The organism is Paenibacillus glacialis, assembly GCF_001637205.1.
Taxonomy (GTDB): domain Bacteria; phylum Bacillota; class Bacilli; order Paenibacillales; family Paenibacillaceae; genus Paenibacillus_AQ; species Paenibacillus_AQ glacialis.
The window spans coordinates 420,787-442,475 of the sequence record NZ_LVJH01000007.1 but is presented as its reverse complement, the minus strand read 5'-3'; the positions used below and the strand labels follow the sequence as shown (position 1 = coordinate 442,475).

Annotated in this window: 14 protein-coding genes and 3 pseudogenes; 6 read left to right on the top strand and 11 right to left on the bottom strand. The window is 38.6% G+C overall.

What is annotated here, in order from left to right; translation table 11 throughout:
• The first annotated feature begins 142 nt into the window (after nt 1-142).
• Nucleotides 143-646, top strand: a complete 504-nt coding sequence (locus PGLA_RS07400) for a GNAT family N-acetyltransferase (protein WP_068530969.1) — start codon at nt 143-145, stop codon at nt 644-646.
• Between the two features lie 169 nt (nt 647-815).
• Here the strand turns inward: PGLA_RS07400 and PGLA_RS07395 are convergent, their stop codons facing one another.
• The 5 genes and pseudogenes from PGLA_RS07395 to PGLA_RS07375 all read right to left on the bottom strand — a co-directional run.
• Entirely contained in the window at nt 816-2,042 is a 1,227-nt protein-coding gene (locus tag PGLA_RS07395) for an amidohydrolase (protein WP_068530965.1), read from the bottom strand.
• A 34-nt stretch (nt 2,043-2,076) separates the two neighbouring features.
• Nucleotides 2,077-2,469 (bottom strand): annotated as a pseudogene (locus PGLA_RS07390) (ankyrin repeat domain-containing protein); the annotation flags it as partial.
• A 193-nt stretch (nt 2,470-2,662) separates the two neighbouring features.
• The gene (locus PGLA_RS07385) at nt 2,663-5,383 is read right to left on the bottom strand and encodes an amidohydrolase family protein (RefSeq protein ID WP_161487856.1); all 2,721 of its coding nucleotides are present in this window, start codon (nt 5,381-5,383) and stop codon (nt 2,663-2,665) included.
• Nucleotides 5,343-8,147: a hypothetical protein gene (locus PGLA_RS07380; RefSeq protein ID WP_068530959.1), complete on the bottom strand. Its 2,805-nt coding sequence runs from the start codon at nt 8,145-8,147 to the stop codon at nt 5,343-5,345. Before PGLA_RS07380 ends, PGLA_RS07385 begins: the two co-directional genes overlap by 41 nt.
• Nucleotides 8,148-8,930: 783 nt before the next feature.
• Nucleotides 8,931-9,398: pseudogene (locus tag PGLA_RS07375) on the bottom strand (two-component sensor histidine kinase); the annotation flags it as partial.
• 233 nt (nt 9,399-9,631) lie between these two features.
• Here PGLA_RS07375 and PGLA_RS07370 point away from each other — a divergent pair.
• The 3 genes from PGLA_RS07370 to PGLA_RS07360 all read left to right on the top strand — a co-directional run bounded on the left by PGLA_RS07370 (nt 9,632) and on the right by PGLA_RS07360 (nt 13,193).
• Nucleotides 9,632-11,272, top strand: a complete 1,641-nt coding sequence (locus PGLA_RS07370; RefSeq protein WP_068530953.1) for an AraC family transcriptional regulator — start codon at nt 9,632-9,634, stop codon at nt 11,270-11,272.
• A gap of 128 nt (nt 11,273-11,400) precedes the next feature.
• A complete protein-coding gene (locus PGLA_RS07365; protein ID WP_068530950.1) occupies nt 11,401-12,396 on the top strand; it encodes an ABC transporter substrate-binding protein in 996 nt (331 codons plus the stop codon).
• On the top strand, nt 12,396-13,193 hold the full coding sequence (locus PGLA_RS07360; protein ID WP_068530947.1) for a hypothetical protein: 798 nt from the start codon (nt 12,396-12,398) through the stop codon (nt 13,191-13,193). Before PGLA_RS07365 ends, PGLA_RS07360 begins: the two co-directional genes overlap by 1 nt.
• A 679-nt stretch (nt 13,194-13,872) precedes the next feature.
• Here PGLA_RS07360 and PGLA_RS07355 read toward each other — a convergent pair.
• The 4 genes from PGLA_RS07355 to PGLA_RS07340 all read right to left on the bottom strand — a co-directional run bounded on the left by PGLA_RS07355 (nt 13,873) and on the right by PGLA_RS07340 (nt 17,993).
• Complete coding sequence (locus PGLA_RS07355) at nt 13,873-15,594, bottom strand: DUF2326 domain-containing protein (RefSeq protein ID WP_068530944.1); 1,722 nt, start codon at nt 15,592-15,594, stop codon at nt 13,873-13,875.
• Entirely contained in the window at nt 15,585-15,812 is a 228-nt protein-coding gene (locus PGLA_RS07350; RefSeq protein ID WP_068530940.1) for an ABC-three component system middle component 6, read from the bottom strand. Before PGLA_RS07350 ends, PGLA_RS07355 begins: the two co-directional genes overlap by 10 nt.
• Nucleotides 15,796-16,770, bottom strand: a complete 975-nt coding sequence (locus tag PGLA_RS07345; protein WP_068530937.1) for an ABC-three component system protein — start codon at nt 16,768-16,770, stop codon at nt 15,796-15,798. Before PGLA_RS07345 ends, PGLA_RS07350 begins: the two co-directional genes overlap by 17 nt.
• A gap of 590 nt (nt 16,771-17,360) precedes the next feature.
• Complete coding sequence (locus PGLA_RS07340; RefSeq protein WP_068530934.1) at nt 17,361-17,993, bottom strand: hypothetical protein; 633 nt, start codon at nt 17,991-17,993, stop codon at nt 17,361-17,363.
• 378 nt (nt 17,994-18,371) lie between these two features.
• Here PGLA_RS07340 and PGLA_RS26635 point away from each other — a divergent pair.
• Nucleotides 18,372-18,571: pseudogene (locus tag PGLA_RS26635) on the top strand (IS5/IS1182 family transposase); the annotation flags it as partial.
• 248 nt (nt 18,572-18,819) lie between these two features.
• Here the strand turns inward: PGLA_RS26635 and PGLA_RS07335 are convergent.
• On the bottom strand, nt 18,820-20,205 hold the full coding sequence (locus PGLA_RS07335) for a recombinase family protein (RefSeq protein WP_068530932.1): 1,386 nt from the start codon (nt 20,203-20,205) through the stop codon (nt 18,820-18,822).
• A 181-nt stretch (nt 20,206-20,386) separates the two neighbouring features.
• On the opposite strand from PGLA_RS07335, the gene PGLA_RS28505 reads away from it, so the two are divergent.
• On the top strand, nt 20,387-20,593 hold the full coding sequence (locus PGLA_RS28505; protein WP_211269508.1) for a hypothetical protein: 207 nt from the start codon (nt 20,387-20,389) through the stop codon (nt 20,591-20,593).
• A gap of 323 nt (nt 20,594-20,916) precedes the next feature.
• Here PGLA_RS28505 and PGLA_RS07330 read toward each other — a convergent pair whose 3' ends face one another.
• The gene (locus tag PGLA_RS07330) at nt 20,917-21,648 is read right to left on the bottom strand and encodes an ABC transporter permease (protein WP_068530930.1); all 732 of its coding nucleotides are present in this window, start codon (nt 21,646-21,648) and stop codon (nt 20,917-20,919) included.
• Between the last annotated feature and the right edge of the window lie 41 nt (nt 21,649-21,689).

The following is a 21,689-nucleotide window of genomic DNA, read 5'->3' as shown; positions in this document are numbered from 1 at the left end:
ACAGGCAGTCTTCTGTATAGGGGGAGAAATGTCGATTGCTAGAAACAATATTAACCCAGAACGAAAAACAATCTTTGTGGTAGTATAGTAATTAATAATAGCGAAGATAATTTATATTATCTTTAGAAGGGATAAACCTGTTATGGATATAGAAATAGTCAAAGTGAAAGTAGAAGAACGAGAAATATTAGCACGATTAATTGAATTATATGAGTATGATTTCTCAGAATTTGAAAATAGCGATGTAAATTCACTTGGATTATATGGATATACATATTTAGACTTCTATTGGACTGAAGAACGAAGATTTCCGTATTTCATAAAAGTTGATGGGAATCTTGCTGGATTTGTTTTGGTATGTGACTATTGTTATGTATCTAAAGACAAAGACACATTAAATATAGGTGAGTTCTTTGTTATGAAAAAGTATCGTAGAAGTGGCATCGGGAAATATGTAGCTAAGAAAGTATTTAAGATGCATCCAAGTAAATGGGAATTGACAGTTCACCCGAATAATCCAACATCACAGATATTCTGGGAGTCAGTCATTCAAGAAATCGTTGGAGCTGATTTCATGAAATATCTAGATGTAGAAGATGTTTATGATGATGTGTTGGGAACTGCATATACATTTAGAACCGATTGATAACGATACGCGAGATCTAACAAAAGTACACAAATAAAAACAAGTCGGAACGCATAACCAATTCGCGCCTCCGCCTTGTTTTTATTTTGCATAAATTCACGTTCCGACTTTCCCAAGTAACTTCACCCTATTCACTTTCATGAATCCGAGCTTCATATCTTACATCTATTTAATACAACGAACCACTTACGAGGCGCCCTTCGTAACATACGACTTGACACTTCGGTCTTCGTGCCACGGCTTCCGCCGAGCAGCTTGCAGGCAACAATACAAAGTTAGCTTTATCTCCTACCTTGGGCCACACCTGTTCACCCTCATGATTGAGTGGCGTTATCCCTCCTGTAATAAACCCAAGGGAATGAGACAATGATTGTTCATCATTGTACCCATACAATTCTGCGAAACGTCCTGCCTTCTCCAATGGATCTCCATTTCCAAATGGAGACCAGTGATCTGTAAGACTGTCTGTTGCAAGTTTCACTTTTACACCTTTTTTATGAAGCATAGGAAGTGGCATCATTGTTCTGCCAATCGGGACGGTTGATGCAATAGACATCCCAAGCGATGCCATACGTTCAGCTAATTCTTCTGATTCTTGTGTCTGAGCGTGTGCGAACCAGAAAGCATGACTGACTGTCACTTTCCCCTGCAATCCTGCTTCTTCAGTCAGACTAGCTAGTCGAGTCAGCGTTTGCTTTCCTGCATCTCCGCTATCATGTAAGTGAATATCAATGCCAGCTTTATTCATAACCGCCAGTTCTACCATCGTCTGTAGTGACTTCTCTATATCTCCATCCACCGTATAGGGATCAACTCCTCCTACATGAGTTGCACCCTCTACCAAAGATTGCTTTACCAGTTGGACAGAATCTGAACGAAGCAGCCCATGCTGAGGAAAAGCTACAATTTCATATGAAATTTTACCAGAGAACGTGTTCAGAGCTTGTTTCGTTGCTTCTAATCGATGTAACCCACTGACAGGCTCGATATTACAATGGCTACGTACATGTGTAGAGCCGAATGATTGTATACGTGTTAAGATACTTTCGGCTTGTTGTCTCGCCATCGGTAAGAGTCTAGGAAGTAATATCTTCTCTTCCTCAATTCGTTCGAAGATGCTGGATATAGGCTTCACAGCTTTCCAGGGTCCATCGAAATACGTTTTATCCAAATGTATATGTGCCTCTTCAAAAGAAGGTAGCATCAATAACTCTTTACAGTCGTATTTTGGAAGATGACTCTGTATTTCAGCTACAGCAGGGCTCATTTCAGCAATTGATCCGTCTTCAATTCGCATATGACAAATTTCCGTTTGAGTACTGGCAACCTGCCCTTCTTCCATGATGTAACCTTTCTCTAATCTTACATTCGTTAACCAATATGAAGTGTTCAACATGTCATCCCTACCTTTTCTCTCAATACACGATCCTCTACTTACCACCCTTAATCGTTAACATTTCTATCATTTCTTGATAGCCATTATTTCTCGCATGTTGTAAGGGACTCATTCCATCAGAATCTGCAAGATTAACATCTGCACCATGATCAATTAACAGTTGAACAATAGCCTGATGTTCCTTACCTCCATCACCTAGGATGATAGCTTCAAGTAGTGCTGTCCAGCCTAGCTTATTGATATGATTAACATTGACGTCTGAAGTTGTAAGGAGTTCTTCCACAATGTCCACATGGCCTCGATCTGCCGCAGGAATCAGTGCAGTCCCTCCAAATCTGTTCAGGATGGATGTGTCTGCACCCGCTTCAACAGCCATCTTCACGAAATCAAGCAACCCTTCTGCTCCTGCATAAAGAAGAGGATTATCCGTTAATAATTTTGTCATACGACTCTTTGTTTTTCTCTATTTTTCTTATGCCACATACACTTTGTATTAGGCTAGGCACAATCTCCATCAAGCTGATGGCCTGTGCAAGTCCTTGAAATCGAGCATTTGGTTTCAAGCTAATGATGTTGTTACTGTTTTGTCGCCATTACCTATCTATTGGCAACTAAAAAGACTACTTGCAATACGTGGGGTCATCCAAAGCTGCCAACAAGCAATCAAGTGCAAGGATGTAATCTCCATTACTGATGTTCCCACGAATAAAGGAAGTGTCCATCCCCGATTTTCTAAGATTTTCAATCCAGGTTAGTGCGGCATCCTTGCCCAGCCCTCGATCCAGCATTCCATAATATAAATAGGCGATTTCATTGCTGACATTTGTATTGAACACAATAGGATCATCAGAATTGATATTAATAATGATGTTGGAGAGGTCACTATTGCTAGGAGACTGTATATTAAAAAATTGATTGTCAAACACGGAACCGATCTCCCCAATGGCATAGTTGGATGAGGGATTGATCTCAACAACAACACCAGTCATAGCTACTTTTTGAATTAAATACTTTTGCATATCCGAAGTCATTTCCTGCTCAATGTCAGCAGTATTCACATAGATAGGTTCCATCATTTTCTCCAAATAACTTTTAGTGTGGTAGGCTCTCATCAGTCCTTCACAATCCCACAATTCGGCATAGCCTTCACGATGACCCGATCGTACCTCATTGCTTACTGAACCGATTTTTTTAAACCGATTCTTGTAGACTTCATGTAGCAGGGGTACAGTCAAGCCTGCGGAATGAGTAAATATCGTATTTGCTACCGAATAAATTTTTTGTTCCAAATATACGTAGGTTTTGGAACTGAAATTGGATGTCCTACTGTATACATCCCAAATCCACAACAGATTGTCTAAATATTCTCCGCGCGGAATGATGACCACCTTGTTGCGTCTTACCCATTCCTCGATATGAACACCCAGCGCAATACCATGCCCTATCCGATCACCCGAATGGAATTTGCAATAATCAATTACCTCATCAATCCGTCTCAATCCTGAATTCAGGTGCCTAAAATCCTCTCCTGCATGGAAGGTGAAGAACAGACTCTGATTTTTAACCAGTAGCCCTTCTCTGTCAGTCATAATCATTCCATCATCGTCACTGTTTCTTGCGCTTCCAAATACTGGTGCGAATACCTGAACTGGTGTATTGTTCTCTAGACTGGCCGCATCGATGCCAACAATGAAATTAGCCAGGTAAGGAATGGAGTTCCTCAAATTCAGCATCATCTGGATGGAAGCTAGGTATTTCTTCTGTACCTTTCCATAATGAAGGTTGAACTCTGTATTTTCTTTATTCTCATTGAACTCTGCCCAATTTTTCTCGATATCATCAGGCTGCTTAATAAGATGATAGATAATTCCGATGCGGGGGAAATTTGCGTTAGGGTTTTCACCTCCTATACGGTAATCCTCTTCAAGAATAGTTCGATAGGCAGCGAGAATATTTTTGATATTTCCCTTGTTCTTTCCTTCATTATCCAGAATGCTTAAACGCAGCTCAACTTTTTTGAGATACTGATTCTGAAATAGTGTACGCAAAAGAGTAAGGTAATCCGATTTTTCGACAAAATGGGTTGCCCTATCAAAATAAGGCTTAAAGAAATCCAGGCCTTTAATGGAATTGGACTGCGTGACTTGCTGGTAAAACTCATTTTTAATGGCTACATATTTTAAAAAGATATGAAAAAATTGCTCGAAATGATTATTTTCTGCATGCTCCGATTCTCCCTTATATTTAAAAATACGCTGGAGAAAAATATTCTCGCCATAGGTCTTAATATGTTCGTGATTTCTGAATATAGAGAACATAATATCATGCTTTCGGTCCCCGTCTGTAAGTCCGTAATTCTTTTTCAAATCTTCAATGATCTCCTTCAATTGTGACGCTTCCAGAAAGACGTTGTTATCATAATGAAGAACTTTTCCGATAAGAATATCCAGAATCTCAGGATCTTTTATGGTCTCAGTTAACCATCTCAGAATGGGAAATGAGCTGTTTTCAGACAGGTAGAGGGCCATAATTAACCTCATAATCTGTGCAGTCAGTAGATATTCCGTTATTTGTCTGGAGGTCGCATAGTGGCTGACCTTGAATTTTCTGTATTGCTTCTCAATATTCTGCTCATTCATTGCCTTACTCCAGAGTGTTGTAAAGTTGAATGCAGCAGAGGCATGAATATGGTTCTCGGCCACTCCTCTTTGCAGAACATCATGTAAGGGTGCATCTGCAAGATTAACATGCTGGTAGAATCCATTAAGCTGAATAGGCTCTGTAATATGATTAATGGAGTAATGCATGGCCACCAGAAGGTCCATTGGAATCAATCGGCTAATCGCATTAAAAATATGCACTTTATCCAGCTCTTTGTATTCGTCCCAGAAATCATTGTAACGTTTGTTCTGACCATTTTCCCTTTCGTTCTTCCAATACTTGAACACAATCTCTCCGTCACGGTGGGACAAGAGGGCTTTGGTGAACTCCTCTAGGATACAGAAATAATGTATATAGATAGACTTGTCTACGTTAGCCAAACCGTCTGATTTCTTCCACAGGAAAGGATAGAATTTCTCCATGATCAGGTTAACCTCATCCAGACTGTTCGGCTTGCACTTGAGCAGAATATCATTATGGAACCTACTTAATAACTGCTCATTATTTTTTTGTGAGCGAGAGGCTTTTTTTCCAGGCTCAAACGTATTTACTTCTTCAGCTACTTGGCGTACCAACTCCTGCCCGTAGAAGTTCAAGTCTTTAAAAGGAAAAAGGGCGACATTCAGCATTAGAAATATCTTATCCTGCATCAGAATTCTCATGATTCTGATGCTCATCATCACTTAAAGTAAGGGCAATTTGTTCGAGATCTGCTTCCACTTCTGCTTGGGTTTCATCGGATGCTCGGCTTAGTTTCTTTTTCATTTCATCCTTGCTGTTCTCGTATAGTTTATCTTGGATAACTGTGGTATTGACCGTATTTAGATAGATGTTCAATTCCCGGATTAACAAAATCTCTGCATGCGTAAATATGGTGGGATCAAAGAAAACTTCCTGCTTCAAAACCGTCAAGAAGGTGAGTGCTTCTTTTCTGCCATACCAAACGAGATAGTTTTGCGACAGTCCCCTTACTTTCTTAAATATGTTTGTATAGGTCTCAAAATTATTATCCTTAATATTATTACTATCTAGATCCAGACTACCCCTCACTTCTTCTTTTAATTGGCGATACCTTGTATTGGACCAACCAGCCTCGCCCATAAAAAACAGCTTAACCTTTTCACTAAAGCTACTCTTTGTTCTCACAACATAAGAAGGGTATTTTGAATTCATTCTCATAAAGATGGTTTCGCCCAAATTTTGAATGAGTTTATCAATATTCGCCTTATGCCTGTCCGTCACAATAGTACGTTTCTCTTCGTTTTCATTAATAGCCTTCATAACTTGGTACTGGCGATAATCTTTCGACCCTTCGACCTTCTTTACATCTTCTTCAATTATTCTAAGCTTGTCAAAACTATGATCAAGCTTAATAAGTGTATTAATCAACAGTCTCGTGACTAGCTCACGATTGGGGTCGTCTGCTCTCTTTTTGGCTTCATTATCGAATCTATTCAACAAGGAGGAAAAGGTTCTCTCCTTTAGTTCATACTCCGAAGCGGTCTCACTGATTTCCTCCAGGAAGCTCAAGATATTCGATGCAGTCTTCGATCGTTCGCTATAGGAGGTGTAATACCATTGCTTCAATACACTTTCATTTTTCTTTTCCCTAATTAATGTTGCAATCGTTAGGAACATGAATTGATCCTTTTCGTATTTATGCTCTTTTTTATCATCGGGCTCATAATAATAACTTTCCCATTTAGACGCTCCTAAATGCTCCAAAAATAAAAGCGCGGTTCTTAGGTCTGTGTTACTTACTACTCCAACTGCAACATCGTAAAGCCTGTTGTTAATTGGATCGGTAACCAGATTATTGGAATCCTCAGGACCTAGGCACCTGTTCTTCAGCAGTATATTTCTTACTTTGATACGTTCTGTCTCATCACACCGAACTTCAGGAATCAATTCCTTTAATAGTTCAACGATAATAAAGAAGCTGAAGATACTTTCGTCCAATCGTTTAGATTCCTTTATCGCTCTTTCTCTCTTCTTAGCTTCATCTATATTTTTAACTGCCCATCTAGTTTTATTACTGAGGTCAATATCTGTATCGAATCTAGTATAATTTATTTGCGTATTCTCCGCGTTACTCCCCCAGAGTAGCAAATTATCTAGGAAATGCCTCTGTCTCTCCACCAATTCACTGGAAGAAAGAATAATGGTATCGATTAGCGACTTCACGGATTTAAAAAGCGACTCGTTTTGCTCTTTTATCTCCATACTTTTAAAGGTCTCTTCCTGCTTCATCAGGTTGATCTGGTGCACATGGTAATACACATTAACCAAACCTCTTGGTGTCTTGTCAAAGATACTGTAGCTCGCGCGAATCGGTTGCAACTCATCGCTGTCCGTTTTTGTATCGGTAAAGATATTGTCTCCTCCCATTAACTCATCCAACTGAGATGATAAAGTAATATCTTCAAAGGAAAAATTCGGGATACTAGTATTATTCCAGCTAACGACCTGATGGCGTCTGGCAGGTGGAAGAATTTTCTTTAAATATTCATGCGCCAGACCCATTTTTCTCTCCGCTATCGTTTGATTTTCGTTAATCTGATAACCACTGCCCAACTGTATATTCTGTAAATATTCATCATTGATTAAAGCAAGTGTTAAGGATTCCTTGAGAATCTCATAGTCACCGGAAAGAATGGTGACCACATGTGGATGATTGGCATATTGCAAAATGGAATCGACCAGTTCCCGACATTTTGTTGTTTTCAGATCGATATCATCAATGAAAATAAAAACGAGTACAGGTTTATCAGTTACATTCATTTTTTTTTGCTGATCTACAAGCAGATCAATCACAGCAGTCAGTTTTTCCTTAAATTGTATATCTGGAATTAACAGACTGGATGACTTCTTGATATGTGTGGCAGCATCATCATAATTATGTATAAGCAGCGTACGGTACTCACTCTCAGTATATAAATGATATTCGATCAGTTCGTTGATTTTCTCGCGAAGCGGATTATTTTCTCTAAACACGTATTGATTAAAGTATTCTGAGAATCCTTCCTTGTCTTTGTTCTTATTATCAAGTTGCTTAATCAGCTTCAGTTGATCTTCAACAGCCCCCTTCAACAGCCCAACGATGGATCCCATAATTTTGGTGTTGTCACCAAAATTGTCTGGCTCTATGATCGGCAGGATAATATTGGTCAGGTTAGTCTTACTCTGCTCATCGGACTTGTTCCCTTCCAGTGCTTGGATGATGGTGTATAAAGCCGACGTTTTTCCCGTACCCCTAGCTCCAAAAATGCCAATCGTATGGTTAGTTTCCTGCTTATACTCCGCTTTCGGACGGCCTGCAGACGTTCTAATCAAATCAATTTGTTCAATTAATAAGTTATACGTAGGCAAGATTAAATGAATTTGCTTCTGTAATGCTCTTGCACCTATAAATACTTCAAGCTTCTTCAACTTTTCATAGTCCATCCTAAATAGCTCCTTATGTATCACTTTTTATGCATATAAATATTTTCTTACCGACATTATTCTATATTATCTTATTTTTTCCAACAAAAAAATAGACACTCCTCTAAAAATGAGAGTATTAGCAATATATGAGAGGATCGAGACACAGAGTTTCTTTATTTCTGCTTGAAATTAAGGCAAAATGGTGAATGTCTTTAATCATAGTTTTTATTACTTCTGAGAGTGGAGCACCAATAATAGGTCGAAAATACTAAACTAAATTATTGTTGTATATAACGTCAACTCCACCCGATTCCAGAACCAATCATCCGTAAACAATCTCCTCACGTGAATCTCACAACTTGAAGATAGCTAATATAGTCCAATTTTTCACCTACGATATCAATTGATTTTATATCTAAATTTCAATTCTAATTTTCATCTCATCTCTCATAAAAAAAGAGCATCCAATTATCTCGAACACTGGAGTAGACAGTGAAAAAAGAGTTCATGATATTATGTGCTTAATATTGTTTTTCGGAGGGGATTTTTTGTGGCTAGAAAAGGACAGAAATTCAAAAAAGTACACGTAAGAAATGAAAAAAGAAGTTGTACGATTGAGGTAGAGGAATTCCTATCTCAAATCAAAGAACGAGATAGATTAAAAGTAATTCACTGATTGTTAACTGGGTTAGAAAGTTTCAGACAGGGGAAACGATTGAAGACTTCCAAGGTCGTTGGAGTAAGAAGAACTTTAGCAGCATTTGAAGAAGAAAATAGGTACTCGAAAGTACAGGTCCGGTTGCTGCCTTTTGCACCATCCGAGTATTTAAAGTCAAATTTGGCATACCCATAAAACCTTTCATTTATATTAAACGTGTTGCGAATCTGATAGTTATTCAGATCATAAGGAGGTAAAGCTTCCTCTAATTCAGGTTGATTGAAAGTGCCTGATTCAAAGATCGGATTACTGGCACGTCTTACAAATAGCCCCGCTCTTTCTGTTTTTAGCTTAAAATCATATTCCAATAACAAATCCTTGTTCTGCAATTCATCTGGGTCATGCTTAGCTAAATACTTTAACTCCAAAAAAATAGATTCTTCTTGCTCCGATAACGGATTTAATTGGTAGTGTACTTTATAAAAGTCCCGAAGACTGTGAACATCGCCTGTTGAAGCAATTGTAAACAAAGCTGCAGTCATTACTAACATAAGTAAACTAACAACAAGCATTCCCGTATAAGATAGCAGTAGTTTTATACGAATTGACACGACTTCTCTCCTCTCACTAGCCTTGTATACGATATCTTTAGAATCCCTTGATTCATTTTAGTGAAATACTATCATATGAAGGAAAGGTTAGCTATCAGTAGACAATTGGATTTCACCCCCACTCCCGTATGTAACCATGCTCTTACAGGTGAATGAAGCTTGCGTACCAATTGCGATGAGAATGATTGTAAGCTAGAATGTTCCTTAGTAAGTAAAAAGGATGGTAATTTTACATGAGTGATATAGATAGGAACATTGAAAACACCAAATATATTTCACTCGAAAACATATGCTTTAAGCTTCGAGAGATCCATCATATCAAAAACAATTCGAATGAATGGGAATTAAGGCTTCAGTTCATCGAGTCGCACCTGCTTCTTGTTGCGGCAAGCGGCCAAGGTTGGCTGACCGTTGACGGACAGTTCATCGAGTTGCGAGAAGGCAGTGTTTATGTTTGTACACCCGGTCAACTTATCGAAGCGGCAGCGTCTTCGTTTGATGAACGTGGATTTTATCATTTGCGATTCGATGTTATTAGAGATGTTGAATCATCAGTCCATCCTATGCAGACTGTCAAGCGAGACAGTCTATTCCCGGTAAAAGGAGAAGTTATCGTTTCTTCTCCGGTTTCTGTTAACGCTTTGTGCGAAACCATTTGTGACTACTTACAGGGCGAGGATCAATTGAAACGATTTCGTAGTCAAATTCTCTTTCAAGAAGTTCTGTATAACATCTTGCAAGATGCTCTTCTTGTACAAGTAAATGATTCGGAAGCGGCACTCGAATGCGTGAAAACCTATATAGAGCAGCATTATCAACAAGAACTGACGATAGAACATTTGGCCAAGGTAGCGGGAATCAGTTCCCGTCATTTTATGCGATTATTTAAAAAAAGATATGGCAGTAGTGCGATCGACTATTTGGCTACCTTCCGGATCAAGCAGGCACAACAGCTCATGAAGACGGGAGGAGAATATCGACTCAAAGATATCGCCCGGCATGTGGGTTACCATGATGATATTTATTTTCGACGCAAATTTAAACAGATATCCGGTATACCTCCAGCGGCATTTATGAGAAACAGCAAACAAAAAATTGTCGCTTACCATTCGTTCAACATCGGACAATTAATTCCGCTTCAAATCACTCCTTGTGCCGCACCAGCCGATCACCCCTGGACTGATTATTACCAAAGAAAGTATCAAACAGATTTAGTACTGCCTTTAAGTTCAAATGATTCAATAAAGAGGGAGGAACTTCGGCTCACTAATCCCGATTTTATTATCGGTATCGACATTTTTATATCTGCCGAAGATCAAGCGAGGATCAAACAAATCGCGCCCACCTATTTCGTCCCTTGGATAGAAAATGATTGGCGCAAGCATTTGCGCTTGATTGCAGAGTTTCTGGACAAAACAGCAATAGCAGAAACCTGGCTTGAAAATTATGAGCGAAAGGCCCGTTTTGTAAGAGAACAGGTGAAGTACACTATCCAGGATGACAGTCTTCTCATCCTGAGAATCACTGAAGATCGGTACAACGTTTTGGGCTATAGAAGCTTAGACACGGTGTTTTACGACGATTTGCACATTGTGCCCGCGCGTGGTGTCGACCGTACGAAGCCGGCTCAGCAAGTAACACCTGCTGAGCTGACGGATTTCGATGCGGATCGGTTATTACTCATATTAGACGAAGATGTACTGTCACAATCCAGTTGGCAAACGCTCATGCGCTCTGAGTCATGGCGCGATCTGGAAGCTGTCAGGAACGGCCGGGTCGACTTCCTTCCCCCGTACCCTTGGGTAGAATATACGGCATTCACCCATGATCTGATACTCGACGAAGCGCTTAAGCTTTGGCGTAATCGTGCATAAAATAATGTCGATATCGTCAATATTCCCAAATCGAAAAATCGTTTATACTCCTTTTATGTGATAATGATTATCAATATTATTGTAAGATTATCATTTGCAAATTAAAAATTTCAAGAGGAGCATCAAGAATGAAGCGAAATGGACGTTTGATTGTGGGATTGGTTATCATATTGTTATTAATGCTGAGTACTGCCTGTGCAGGCAAGAACACTGAGCTGAATAAGTCTGGCACGGCATCTGGAGATTCTGGTAATTCCAATGCAAGTGTATCCGATAAGCAGCGTGTTGTAAAAAGTCTAAAAGGAGACATCAGCATTCCATCTGAACCCAAAAGGGTTATCGGACTTTCTGTCGTTTATCCGGAGTTTTTGTATGCACTTGGCGTGACGCCAGTTGCTGTACAAAACTATCATCAGGAATTTCCTTCTTATTTAAAGGAACCGTTTAAAAATACGTTGAAGATAGGGCTTGCCGAAACGCCTAATTTTGAAATGATTTTAACCGCCCAGCCGGACATCATTATTGCGCCTATTTGGTGGGCTGATAAGGATTATGATCAGCTTTCTAAAATCGCGCCAACCGTGCTTTTGCCACAGCGAGATAATTGGCGTGATGAATTGCGTGATATTGGTGAGGTTTTAGGTAAGAAGGATCAGGCTGAAAAGGTCATTCAAGATTTGCAACATAAAGAAGCTGAAGCCAAGGAGAAGCTTCATGCCCTTGTTGGAAATGAAACCGTTATGTATATGATGATTATGGCAGATGGACTGGTTATTTACGGAGAGAATATCGATCGGGGTAGCTTCATCCATAAAAAGTTAGGCTTGAAACCAGTTAAAGATTTTCCGCAGACTGAATTGAGTGTTACGATTTCTTTAGAGAAAATACCTGAGTATAATCCTGACCATATCATTTTGCAGCTCGATGATGAGTCCAGCGAAAAGGTTCAGAACAGGTATAAAGAATTAATAGATAGTTCGTTGTGGAAGAATATGACGGCAGTAAAGAAAAACCAGATTCACATCATGGGAGGCAAGGAATGGTTTAGTTTGGGCATGTCTCCTTTGGCCGACTACAACGCAGTTAGCGATGTACTTCATGCGTTTGAGAAGAAAGCAAAATAATGGGTGATATGCATACGGTAGACTTCAAACAATTGGAGGAGAAGTTTTTCCTGACTTTGTATGAGCCCTGCAATACTGTGCTTACCATGCCTGCATTCGATCTAATCCAAGCAGAAAATATGATGCACTTGATCGACACGTACAGTCCTCTCATCAAAGCAGGGGAACGATCTACAGCTGCAGCCTTTTTCTGCACCTGGTTGGCGGGAGTGTGCGGTGCGATGCAGAGTATGTTGTTTCGCGGTGAAGGGGTAATTTTGGATTTGTCATTACGGAATATATCCGTGCAATTGTATGCCGATGCCCAGTACCCTTTATTTTCATTCAAAATCAACGAAGTACGGTTCATCAAAATTCCGCATATAGATCGTGAAGCTTGGTGTAAGAAAGTACTCTATTCATTTTACAGAGAACACGTAAGACCTTTAATAGAAATTTTGTCCCAAGTGGCCCACATAAGCGTCATACCATTATGGGGACAAATAATCAATACATTATATACTCAAATGGAAGAAGAAATGGCCGAAGCTTCGGATGAGAACAGCAAGAAGAGTATCATTTATCATTATAGTATCCTTACTCGTGGTATCGATGCCAGTGCCTTCGGACTCCGCAAGAATCCGTTTGATATTAAGCTGAAATTCATTGAACACCCGAATAACCCTGATCAAAGGATCTTAATAAAAACAGCCTGCTGCCTTGCTTATCGCTTGGATACTGAATTCGGCTACTGCTATTCTTGCCCGCGATTGAAAGAAAAGGATCGAGCATCACTAATAGCTAAGTGCAACTGCTGAATAACGTAACAAGTAGCGTTACTTGCTCCGAGCGATCTATAAAAAGGCTATAGACAAATCCAAAAAGGCGTTGGGGAAAGATCCCGAGGCCTTTTTGGACTATTACTTTAATGTTAAATTGTTTCTAGAAGGACGGATGCCAGAGAACTCCAGTCCTTATACGAGCCCACACTCTGAATCAGCGATAGGCTAGTATAGTATCATCCTGCGTGACCAGCTTGAATGGATGTAAATTTTCCTCGTTCCTAGGTATGGCCCTCAACTTCTGTACCACTACGACCACGCTAACATCGCGTTCCTCCTTCGCAGTAGAATTAAGCAATTTTCAAGCTTTAGAATTAATGATTCACGCAAATATCCCATCAATGAGATGTACGTGTGGGTCAATAAATAGCTATATTTAATAGATATGACCAGGTTGTGGGATTGTTTTCAAGAGCTGCTTCTGACCAAGGGATCAGTTCACCGGTTTATGTGCCTTTTGCACAGATACATTGACTTCTCCTTTTTACAATGGAGCAAGGGCGACTACCTTTTTCATTCGTTTTCCTCCCTTCAACGAAAAAAAGCCGCTTTCGCTATAATTCAGGCAATCGGCCCTTGCAGGATATCTATATAAAAAAAGAGCGGCCAATATTTCAGCGCTCTCTTGGTTCTATCAAATTGAATTTCAGATTAATTATTCTTCTATTTTAAATAATTTATTTTCTTGAGATAATTCAACAACAATATGGGCTTTATCAAGTAGGCTTACGGGCAACTTATCCTTCAAAATAGAAACCACTAATTGAATATTTTCTTTACTTACATAATCTGCAACCTTGATCAGTTGATTATCATGCATTAATTCTTTTTTGTCATTTAGAAGGAAGTGCAAACACGGTATTTTTTCCTCATCAGCAAATAATATAGCTGCAAGGTCAAAACATAAAATTTCACCTTGTTTTTTGCCTGAGCTTAAATTAGCATTGAATGCGCTGAATTTATATATTTGCTGCTGGCTCTTTTTATGAATAACTTTATCATACTTCAATGCATACTTCTCACCATACAATTCAAAAGAAATTTCAGAAAAATGTTTATTAAACTTATGAATTTGGCCTTTTAACTTTTCTTCAAAACTTCCTGAAAATAAAACATCATCAATTACTTTAATTTGATCATCAATTCCACTAATATTTTTCTCTACTTCATCTAATTGCGAGATAATACTCTCATATTCACCCTTAATTCTATACTTATCATTCAACTCTGTTATAATCTTTTCTAACTCTTCAAAGGAGTCACCTTTAGATATAGTCATTGCCAACTCTTTCTCCTGAGATAACAATGTATTTAAGTTCTTTTCTTCAGTCTCAATTTTTACAGTTAAAGAAGGTAAATCAGCAGCTATAAACTTAATTTTTTCTACAACCATATTGTTGTGGTACGCTACTAACTCTTCAAAGGTCTTTTGTAAGTTAGAAATATTTGCATTAGCCTCAGCATACAGTACTTCCAATTGCTTCAAGTCAATATTAGCTTTGCTATTTTCAATCTCTTTTTTGGCCTCTTCTATGAGGTTCTTTCTAATTTTCATTTTACTTATGTTTGAACTACTTTTATTTATTTGAAATTTTACGAAGTTAAGTTGATCTAACTGATTTTCAAAATTTTCGTTTAAATTGAAATTTGATTTTTTCTCATTTAATTGAGCTATTTCTGCTTCAATCATTTCTAAAGCAATTTCATAAGCTGTTTTTGTTTGCTTTTTTTCCAGTCTTTCCTTGAAGGCTTCTTCTTGTTTTATTTTTGCCACTAATGCTTGCTTCTTTGCTCCTTCATCAAAGTCACAACCTAATAAGAACAAATATAAAGTCTCATATTCCACATCAGAGGTATACTTGTCCAAAGTCTTAAGTGTATTACCTATATTCTCATCCTTGTATCTAATATTGTGAGAGATGATTTGTCTGAATGTGGGTTTCTCAGCCTTATGGTCGGGAAAAAGAAACCCCTGTAACTGGTCTTCAAAATCCTTATCAAGTATTGACTTCCCATTAATTTTCCTAATGTTCTTTTTTCTTGGCAGAAAATTGCGTTCAATTATTACTTCATCTGATGCCTCATCTGATAAATCCTCAACAAGAATAAGAGTAATCAATACTTCTTCGGTTACAAGAAAATCTTTAACCAACTCATAGACTTCCTTTTTATTCTCTGTATCAGAATATATTATTGAAGCGTTAGAACCTAAACAAAAGTCAATTAGCTTTAATACTGTTGTTTTCCCCACATTATTCCCAGTAGATTTATCATCATTGGATGGTGTTTCGTCAATGATTAGGTTCAAACCGGATTGAAAAGTCAGTTCTCTTATTGTCCCTGTGCGACACGTTATTTTCAGTGTTTTTATAAACATAATTCCACCCATCCATCATCATCTATCTTTGCAGAATCAATTAGATAAAGCCAATCTAAACAAAGCATGAAAGTGGGAAAAGACATGTTATATTGGCTTTTAATCCTTTGATACAGATCAAATACTTGTTGTTTGGCATGTTGTTTAAGTTCTTTCAAAACTAAAGATCCATTATAGTAAATGCTAAGCTGTGGATGTATATTATCCGGCAATAACATGGCTATATCCCTCCGGATTCTTAAAAATTTTGCATCGTATAAAAGCATCAACGACTAAAATACAGACGCAGAGCTCCAATTCTTCATACGGAATTTCAATATAATTTTTGCTCTCGATAATTATCTTGGTTATGTTATCAATTATACTGTAGAAAAGTTCTTTAGAGTTAGCTTTTTCATGTTGATGCATTGTATACTGCTTTTTGATAATTTGAAAAACGGAAAAACTTTTATTCGAGCCTTCCCTATCAAACTCAGCATATTTTTCATCTAACTTTTGGTAAAATATCTTGTAATCATCAATTGTGTCTTTGACATCCGATAAATCATTGAAGGTTATTTTCTTATCAATCTCAAAGGAATTAATCTCTGGCGCTTCAATACAGTTAGCAAGATTCTCATTTGCAAGTATGTTTATGATGGTCGCAAGATTCGTATCTACTTTAAGTAGATCAACATCATTTCCAAGTTCCTTTTTTACAAACTCAAATACCTCACGCTGTTTGTCGATTTCCATACTCAGTATAACATTTAATAATGTGTTTATATCCACAATGTCATCCGTGGGAGAAAAAGCAGCATTATGTGGATTAATAAAACTCATATCCCGAAGTTTGGTTGCATCCTTAGCAATTGAAACAAAAATGAAACGATAACCTGAATACCTACGGAATATATCCTTATTTAACGAGCCTTCAATTTTTTGTTTTGTACAGGTTGAAGATACTTGAGCAACAACTTTGTGGTTTACATCCACCAAATCAATACCTTCAACATTCTGTTTAAGTATATTCATATTAACCAACGTAAGTCCAAACAATAAATTCATTAATTCGGCAAAAAACGTCTCTGAATATATATTCAAATCCAATAAATTAATCTTTCCTCGTTTTTCAATTCGTCTTGCCAAAACTTCCAGCTTTTCTTCTATATAATTGAAATATTTACTTCGATTCATTAGCCATACATACCCCTATTCAAAATTGATTTAAACCACGTTCATTAGACTATTCGACAAATCATTGGAAATTCCTCTCCCATTGAAGTCCATTAAAAAAAGCGTCTAATTAAAGACGCTCCATACACTTTACTACATGTCTACACACTCGACGTCAAACCAAGGTTCAGCACGACCGAAACATTAATTATTTCCTCAAGAACCTTATTTTTGAAATTATTGTCATACTTCGTAAAAGTCGTAAACGACGCAAAGTGTTGAAAACAAAGGATTTCTAGGTATCTATTCGTTGCATTCCTATTACGACCTCCACATGTGTGGAAACAAGATATACGATTCCTCCTCCCCTTCAGGCCCAAGTCTACCTTGAACAAAAGCGGAGACCCTCAGTAGAACACGTAAATGCGTATCTCAACTACACTTTACCCTCGTCACCTTAGTTTACAACAGCATGAAGCTCATCGTAGATCGTGTTAGCAAATAACAAGACATGCAAACAGCATAAAAATAAAAATGCAATACGATGACATTGGAGTCGTCTGTAATTTTTCAAGTCAATGCATTTTGAAATTGATTCACTTAACGAAAAACTATAATAACATATCTTCGGCAGGGTCAACTCTATAACAATGCTCTGAATTTCGCTTACACTCTAATGCAGGAACCCTTTTTGTAGTTTCACGCTTTCTTCTGCCATCACTGTACTGTACCTCTCTCCATTCCACTGGTTTATTATAATATTTCATCTTTCCCCCACATTGAGGACATTTATCAATATGTATTTTCTCTAATGTCAATCTTTTGCCATAACCACTGATTGCAAAATTAAAAAATAGAGGGTACCTCGTTTGACTTTTGGCAATTCTCCTAAGACTAAGAAAAACCACAAATAAGATAATCAGTATTACAAATATTATTAAATAAATCTGGCTTTCAAAACCTACTGATGCCTTCAGAGTTCCATTAAAAATATTCAGACCACTTTTTACTATTTTAATGCCAATAGGAAGCAACCCTCCAATTGCAATGGCAAAACTAATCCACGTTAAAACAGCCATAGTAAATGGGCTTCGCCATGTTGGTTCAGGCGTATATTTTGCCTCTTGATGATTAGTGTTTAGTATGTTGTTAATGATATCTCCTGCAGCAATTTGTGTTGGTCCATTAAAATTTGTCTTTTCATTGAAATTATTTTGATTAATATATTTTTGGATTTTCGCCATATTTCCCTCACTTAGTTTTATTTATTTATTCTTTGAACTGTATTTCTTTGTTTTATATTTTGTAACCTACTAATTTTGGGAAAACCATCAGCCCTCCCAAGAGACTTATGCAGGTCTTTGGTTAATCTGTTCAATAATCCTAGGATGGATGTAGGAGTAACCTGTAGCCCCATCTTCACTCTATTCGATGAGATAGCTGTTCACCAAGCGAATGCAAGCGTCCCGGCCGTCCTTCTGTTTATTCAATTATTTATTTAGAATGATAAAACACCCATGACACTAGAATTACTTCTATAGACCCAGTACAAAGTCCTGCAAAATATTACAAATTAATTTTTCAATTGCAAACGACAACAGGTTCGAATTCGACCAACCGACGAGCAAATGGCTTTTCAAGAAACGGAGTATTTCAAGGAGAAGATACAGAACGTTACAAAATCGAAGCGAAGAACTGCGAACTCAGGCATCGGCACGGGTACGACGTAGCGTCGTCCTCGGGTCTGATAGGGATGCAAATACAAGGGGTAATGGCGATATTCGCGGTGAACTTGAAACGAATAATGAAGCTGGCAGACTAAGAACAAGGAAAAAACGCCTTGAAAAAAGCGGCACCTTCCGGAAAATCTGGATCAGGTGCCGCTTTTGCTTTTTTATTCGCTTGATTCTTGGCCTCACCGAAAAATTGCTAGTTCTTCAGCGGCCTCTCACAAAGGATTGGGCTTTTAATATAGGTAAATGTGGCTCAGAGATATTACTTTTTAATAAGCGACACACAGCACTCCACATGTGTAGAGACAGTGGAAATGACCTCCAAAAGTACTCAATCTTATCTATAACAAACCGTCAACTCCACCCTGTTCCCTTCCCGATTATAAACAATCCTCTCCACCAGCTTCTTCAAAGCCCGATTCTTCTCTTCACTCGTCACTGAAGCGCTCCACAACTCCCTAAACTCACCTATCCGCTCATATATCTGCTCCACAGTCGGATAATTGCCTTCATCTACTACAACCTTCCGCAAATCCTTCAACTCTTCCTCCAACTTCTGTATCTGCCTTGCTCTTACAGCTTTACGCTCCAAAAATACCTGCTTCGTTATCATGTCTTCTTCATAAGATTCATGTAATTTGTCCAATGCCCGCTTCTGTTTCTTCAATTCCTGTTCCTTCACCTCAATGATCGTCTGTGTATCATTGTACCTACTTCCATGCAGTTCAATTTCCCGTAATATATCCGGGTCTACATGAATAATCCGATCATACAGAGAATTGAAGAAGTCAGCATCCATTACTTTGCCACGCTGCTCACATTTGCTGCCATCTTTATACTGGTGATAGCACACTGCACTCCAATGCTGTCCCTGCTTCTTGTTCTCACCTACCCGGAATCTCATCCGTGAACCGCACTTTTCACAATACAACAAGCCTGACAACGGAAAAATGTTACGCCTTGAATTAGGGTTCAGCATCCTGTTCTTAAGCAGCCGCTCCATAATCACTTCATGTTCTTCTGGTGTTTTCAGCTTCTCATGCGTTCCCATGACTTTAATCCGCTCTTCTTCAGGTACAAGTTCCACCTGACCACGCTTGGAGCGGGTTTTGCCATAAGTGATGTAACCCATATGGATTTCGCTTGCCAGCAAACGTTGAACCGTAATATTGGACCAGCCCTTGTTCTTTCCATCCCGCTTAATGTTGTATGGCGTGGGTATCTTGTTATCCGTCAACCAAATGGCGATCTGACCAAGGTTTGTTCCATTAAGATATTTCTCTACAATCGCTCGGTAAATCGGACGCTTCGTCTCATCCACCAGTACCGACCTTGTGTTCTTATCATAATAGTAAGGAAACGGTGGCTTTCCATTTGTCCACATGCCTTTCTTCGCCCCGGCCTCTTTGCCTTGCTTCATTCTTCGCTTAATCGTTTTGTATTCTATTCGGGCAAAAATGGACATGAAGTCAAAGGATACATCGTCATTGTCTATTTCCAAATCGTATATCTTGTTTGGCGTGATAATGACTGTTTCTGAGTTTAAGAATGTATCTTTAATGAGTGCCCAATCCTTGTTTTCTCCACGCCCTAAACGGTCAATATCCATGACCACTACTCCATCATAGAGCTGGTCTTCAACATGCCGAAGTAACTTCTGCATTTCCTTACGGGACTCTATCTTTTCACCAGAGGCCACTTCTTCATATAGCCTATAGGTCATTTCGATTCTCGACCAAGGTCAGAAGGGTATCCCTATGCTTCGAGAGAACGTCTTCAAATTCACCATCGTCACGTGATTTTCTTAAATAGACGGCTACGTGTTTAATTGTTTTGCTTACGTGTTAATATTCTGTCGCCATCCAAGTAGAATGTTGAGCATTTTTGATGATACATCATCGAATATGACAATTGTAAAATTTTGGTTGATTGCCCCGATGAAGAAATGTGCATATATAATCAAAGAAGTTAATCAACCATCCGGCAAAGCGTTACGGCAATTTCATGAGCATGTAGTTGAAATGCTGAGGCAAACTGTCCAAGCCAAGGCCGAGATAGACATACCTCTCCCCAAAGTGCATCATTCTACGCAAGATAGGCATGAAACTTAACAAAATAAAAACAAGCCGGAGCGCATGACCATTCCACGCTCCGGCTTGTTCTATTTCAGGTTATTTTGAATGAATTCCCGCTCCGACTTCTTCAGATACCTTAGTGTATTTTCGAAGGAATACAGGTACATGGAGCGAAGCATCCTCAGATTTTCGACTGACCCATCAGCAATCACTTGCTTAATAGCGGGAATCTCTTTTCGCTTTGTCAAACGCTTCTCTTTCGCTCTAAGGGAACCAGTTGACTGGATTATGTGTATGTTGGAGCAGATAAGGCGATTAATCTATTGGGTATGTGATTCGTTGTCATGGGGCTTTTTACCTCAAGCCATCACATCGACTTTCTTCAGCCGACGAATAGTCAATACGGAGATGATGACAATAAATATGATGTTCATAGCCAAGAATTGAATAATATCGCTATTTGTCAGACTCTCTTGGCTTATTACGCCCATGCCGATGGTCAGAAGTGAATACGGAAAAAACATGCCTAGATTCATCACATACATGCCCAAGCCGATAAAAACAGCACAAACGCTAATGCCAATAGGAATGGCAAAGCTACGGATTTGCATAGAAAGCCAAAGTTGAATCGCGCCGATTGTGATAGATGCGAACCAGCCACGAATAATCCAGCCGAAGGTTTCTACAGGTAATTGCAGCGGCAATCCGAATAGTTTCCCTGCACAAAAATAAAGTGTTATAAAGAAAAACTGGACTATTAAAATCAGCGCTCCGACGATAACCAGTTTTGAAATGAAAATATGTGCAACTGAAACTGGAGCTGTCATAACCGAATTCCAATTTTTGTTCATATGCTCAAGCCTGCACACATATGCACTGCAGATCGCAATAAGTACAGGCAAGAAAAATTCCCCGTAAAACAAACTAACCTGTGTCCATAGGCTGTACCAACCATTTTGTAATGCGGCTTGGTTAAAATAATAATTGGCGCAGCCAATCAGAACACTAAAAACGGGAAGCACCAAAAGTATAAGCCACATGCGAGAATGACGAAGTTTAAGCCATTCAGCCTGAATACATCTTTTTAACATAATTATCTCCTCTTAAAAGTTTTGTGGAGCATTACTACACT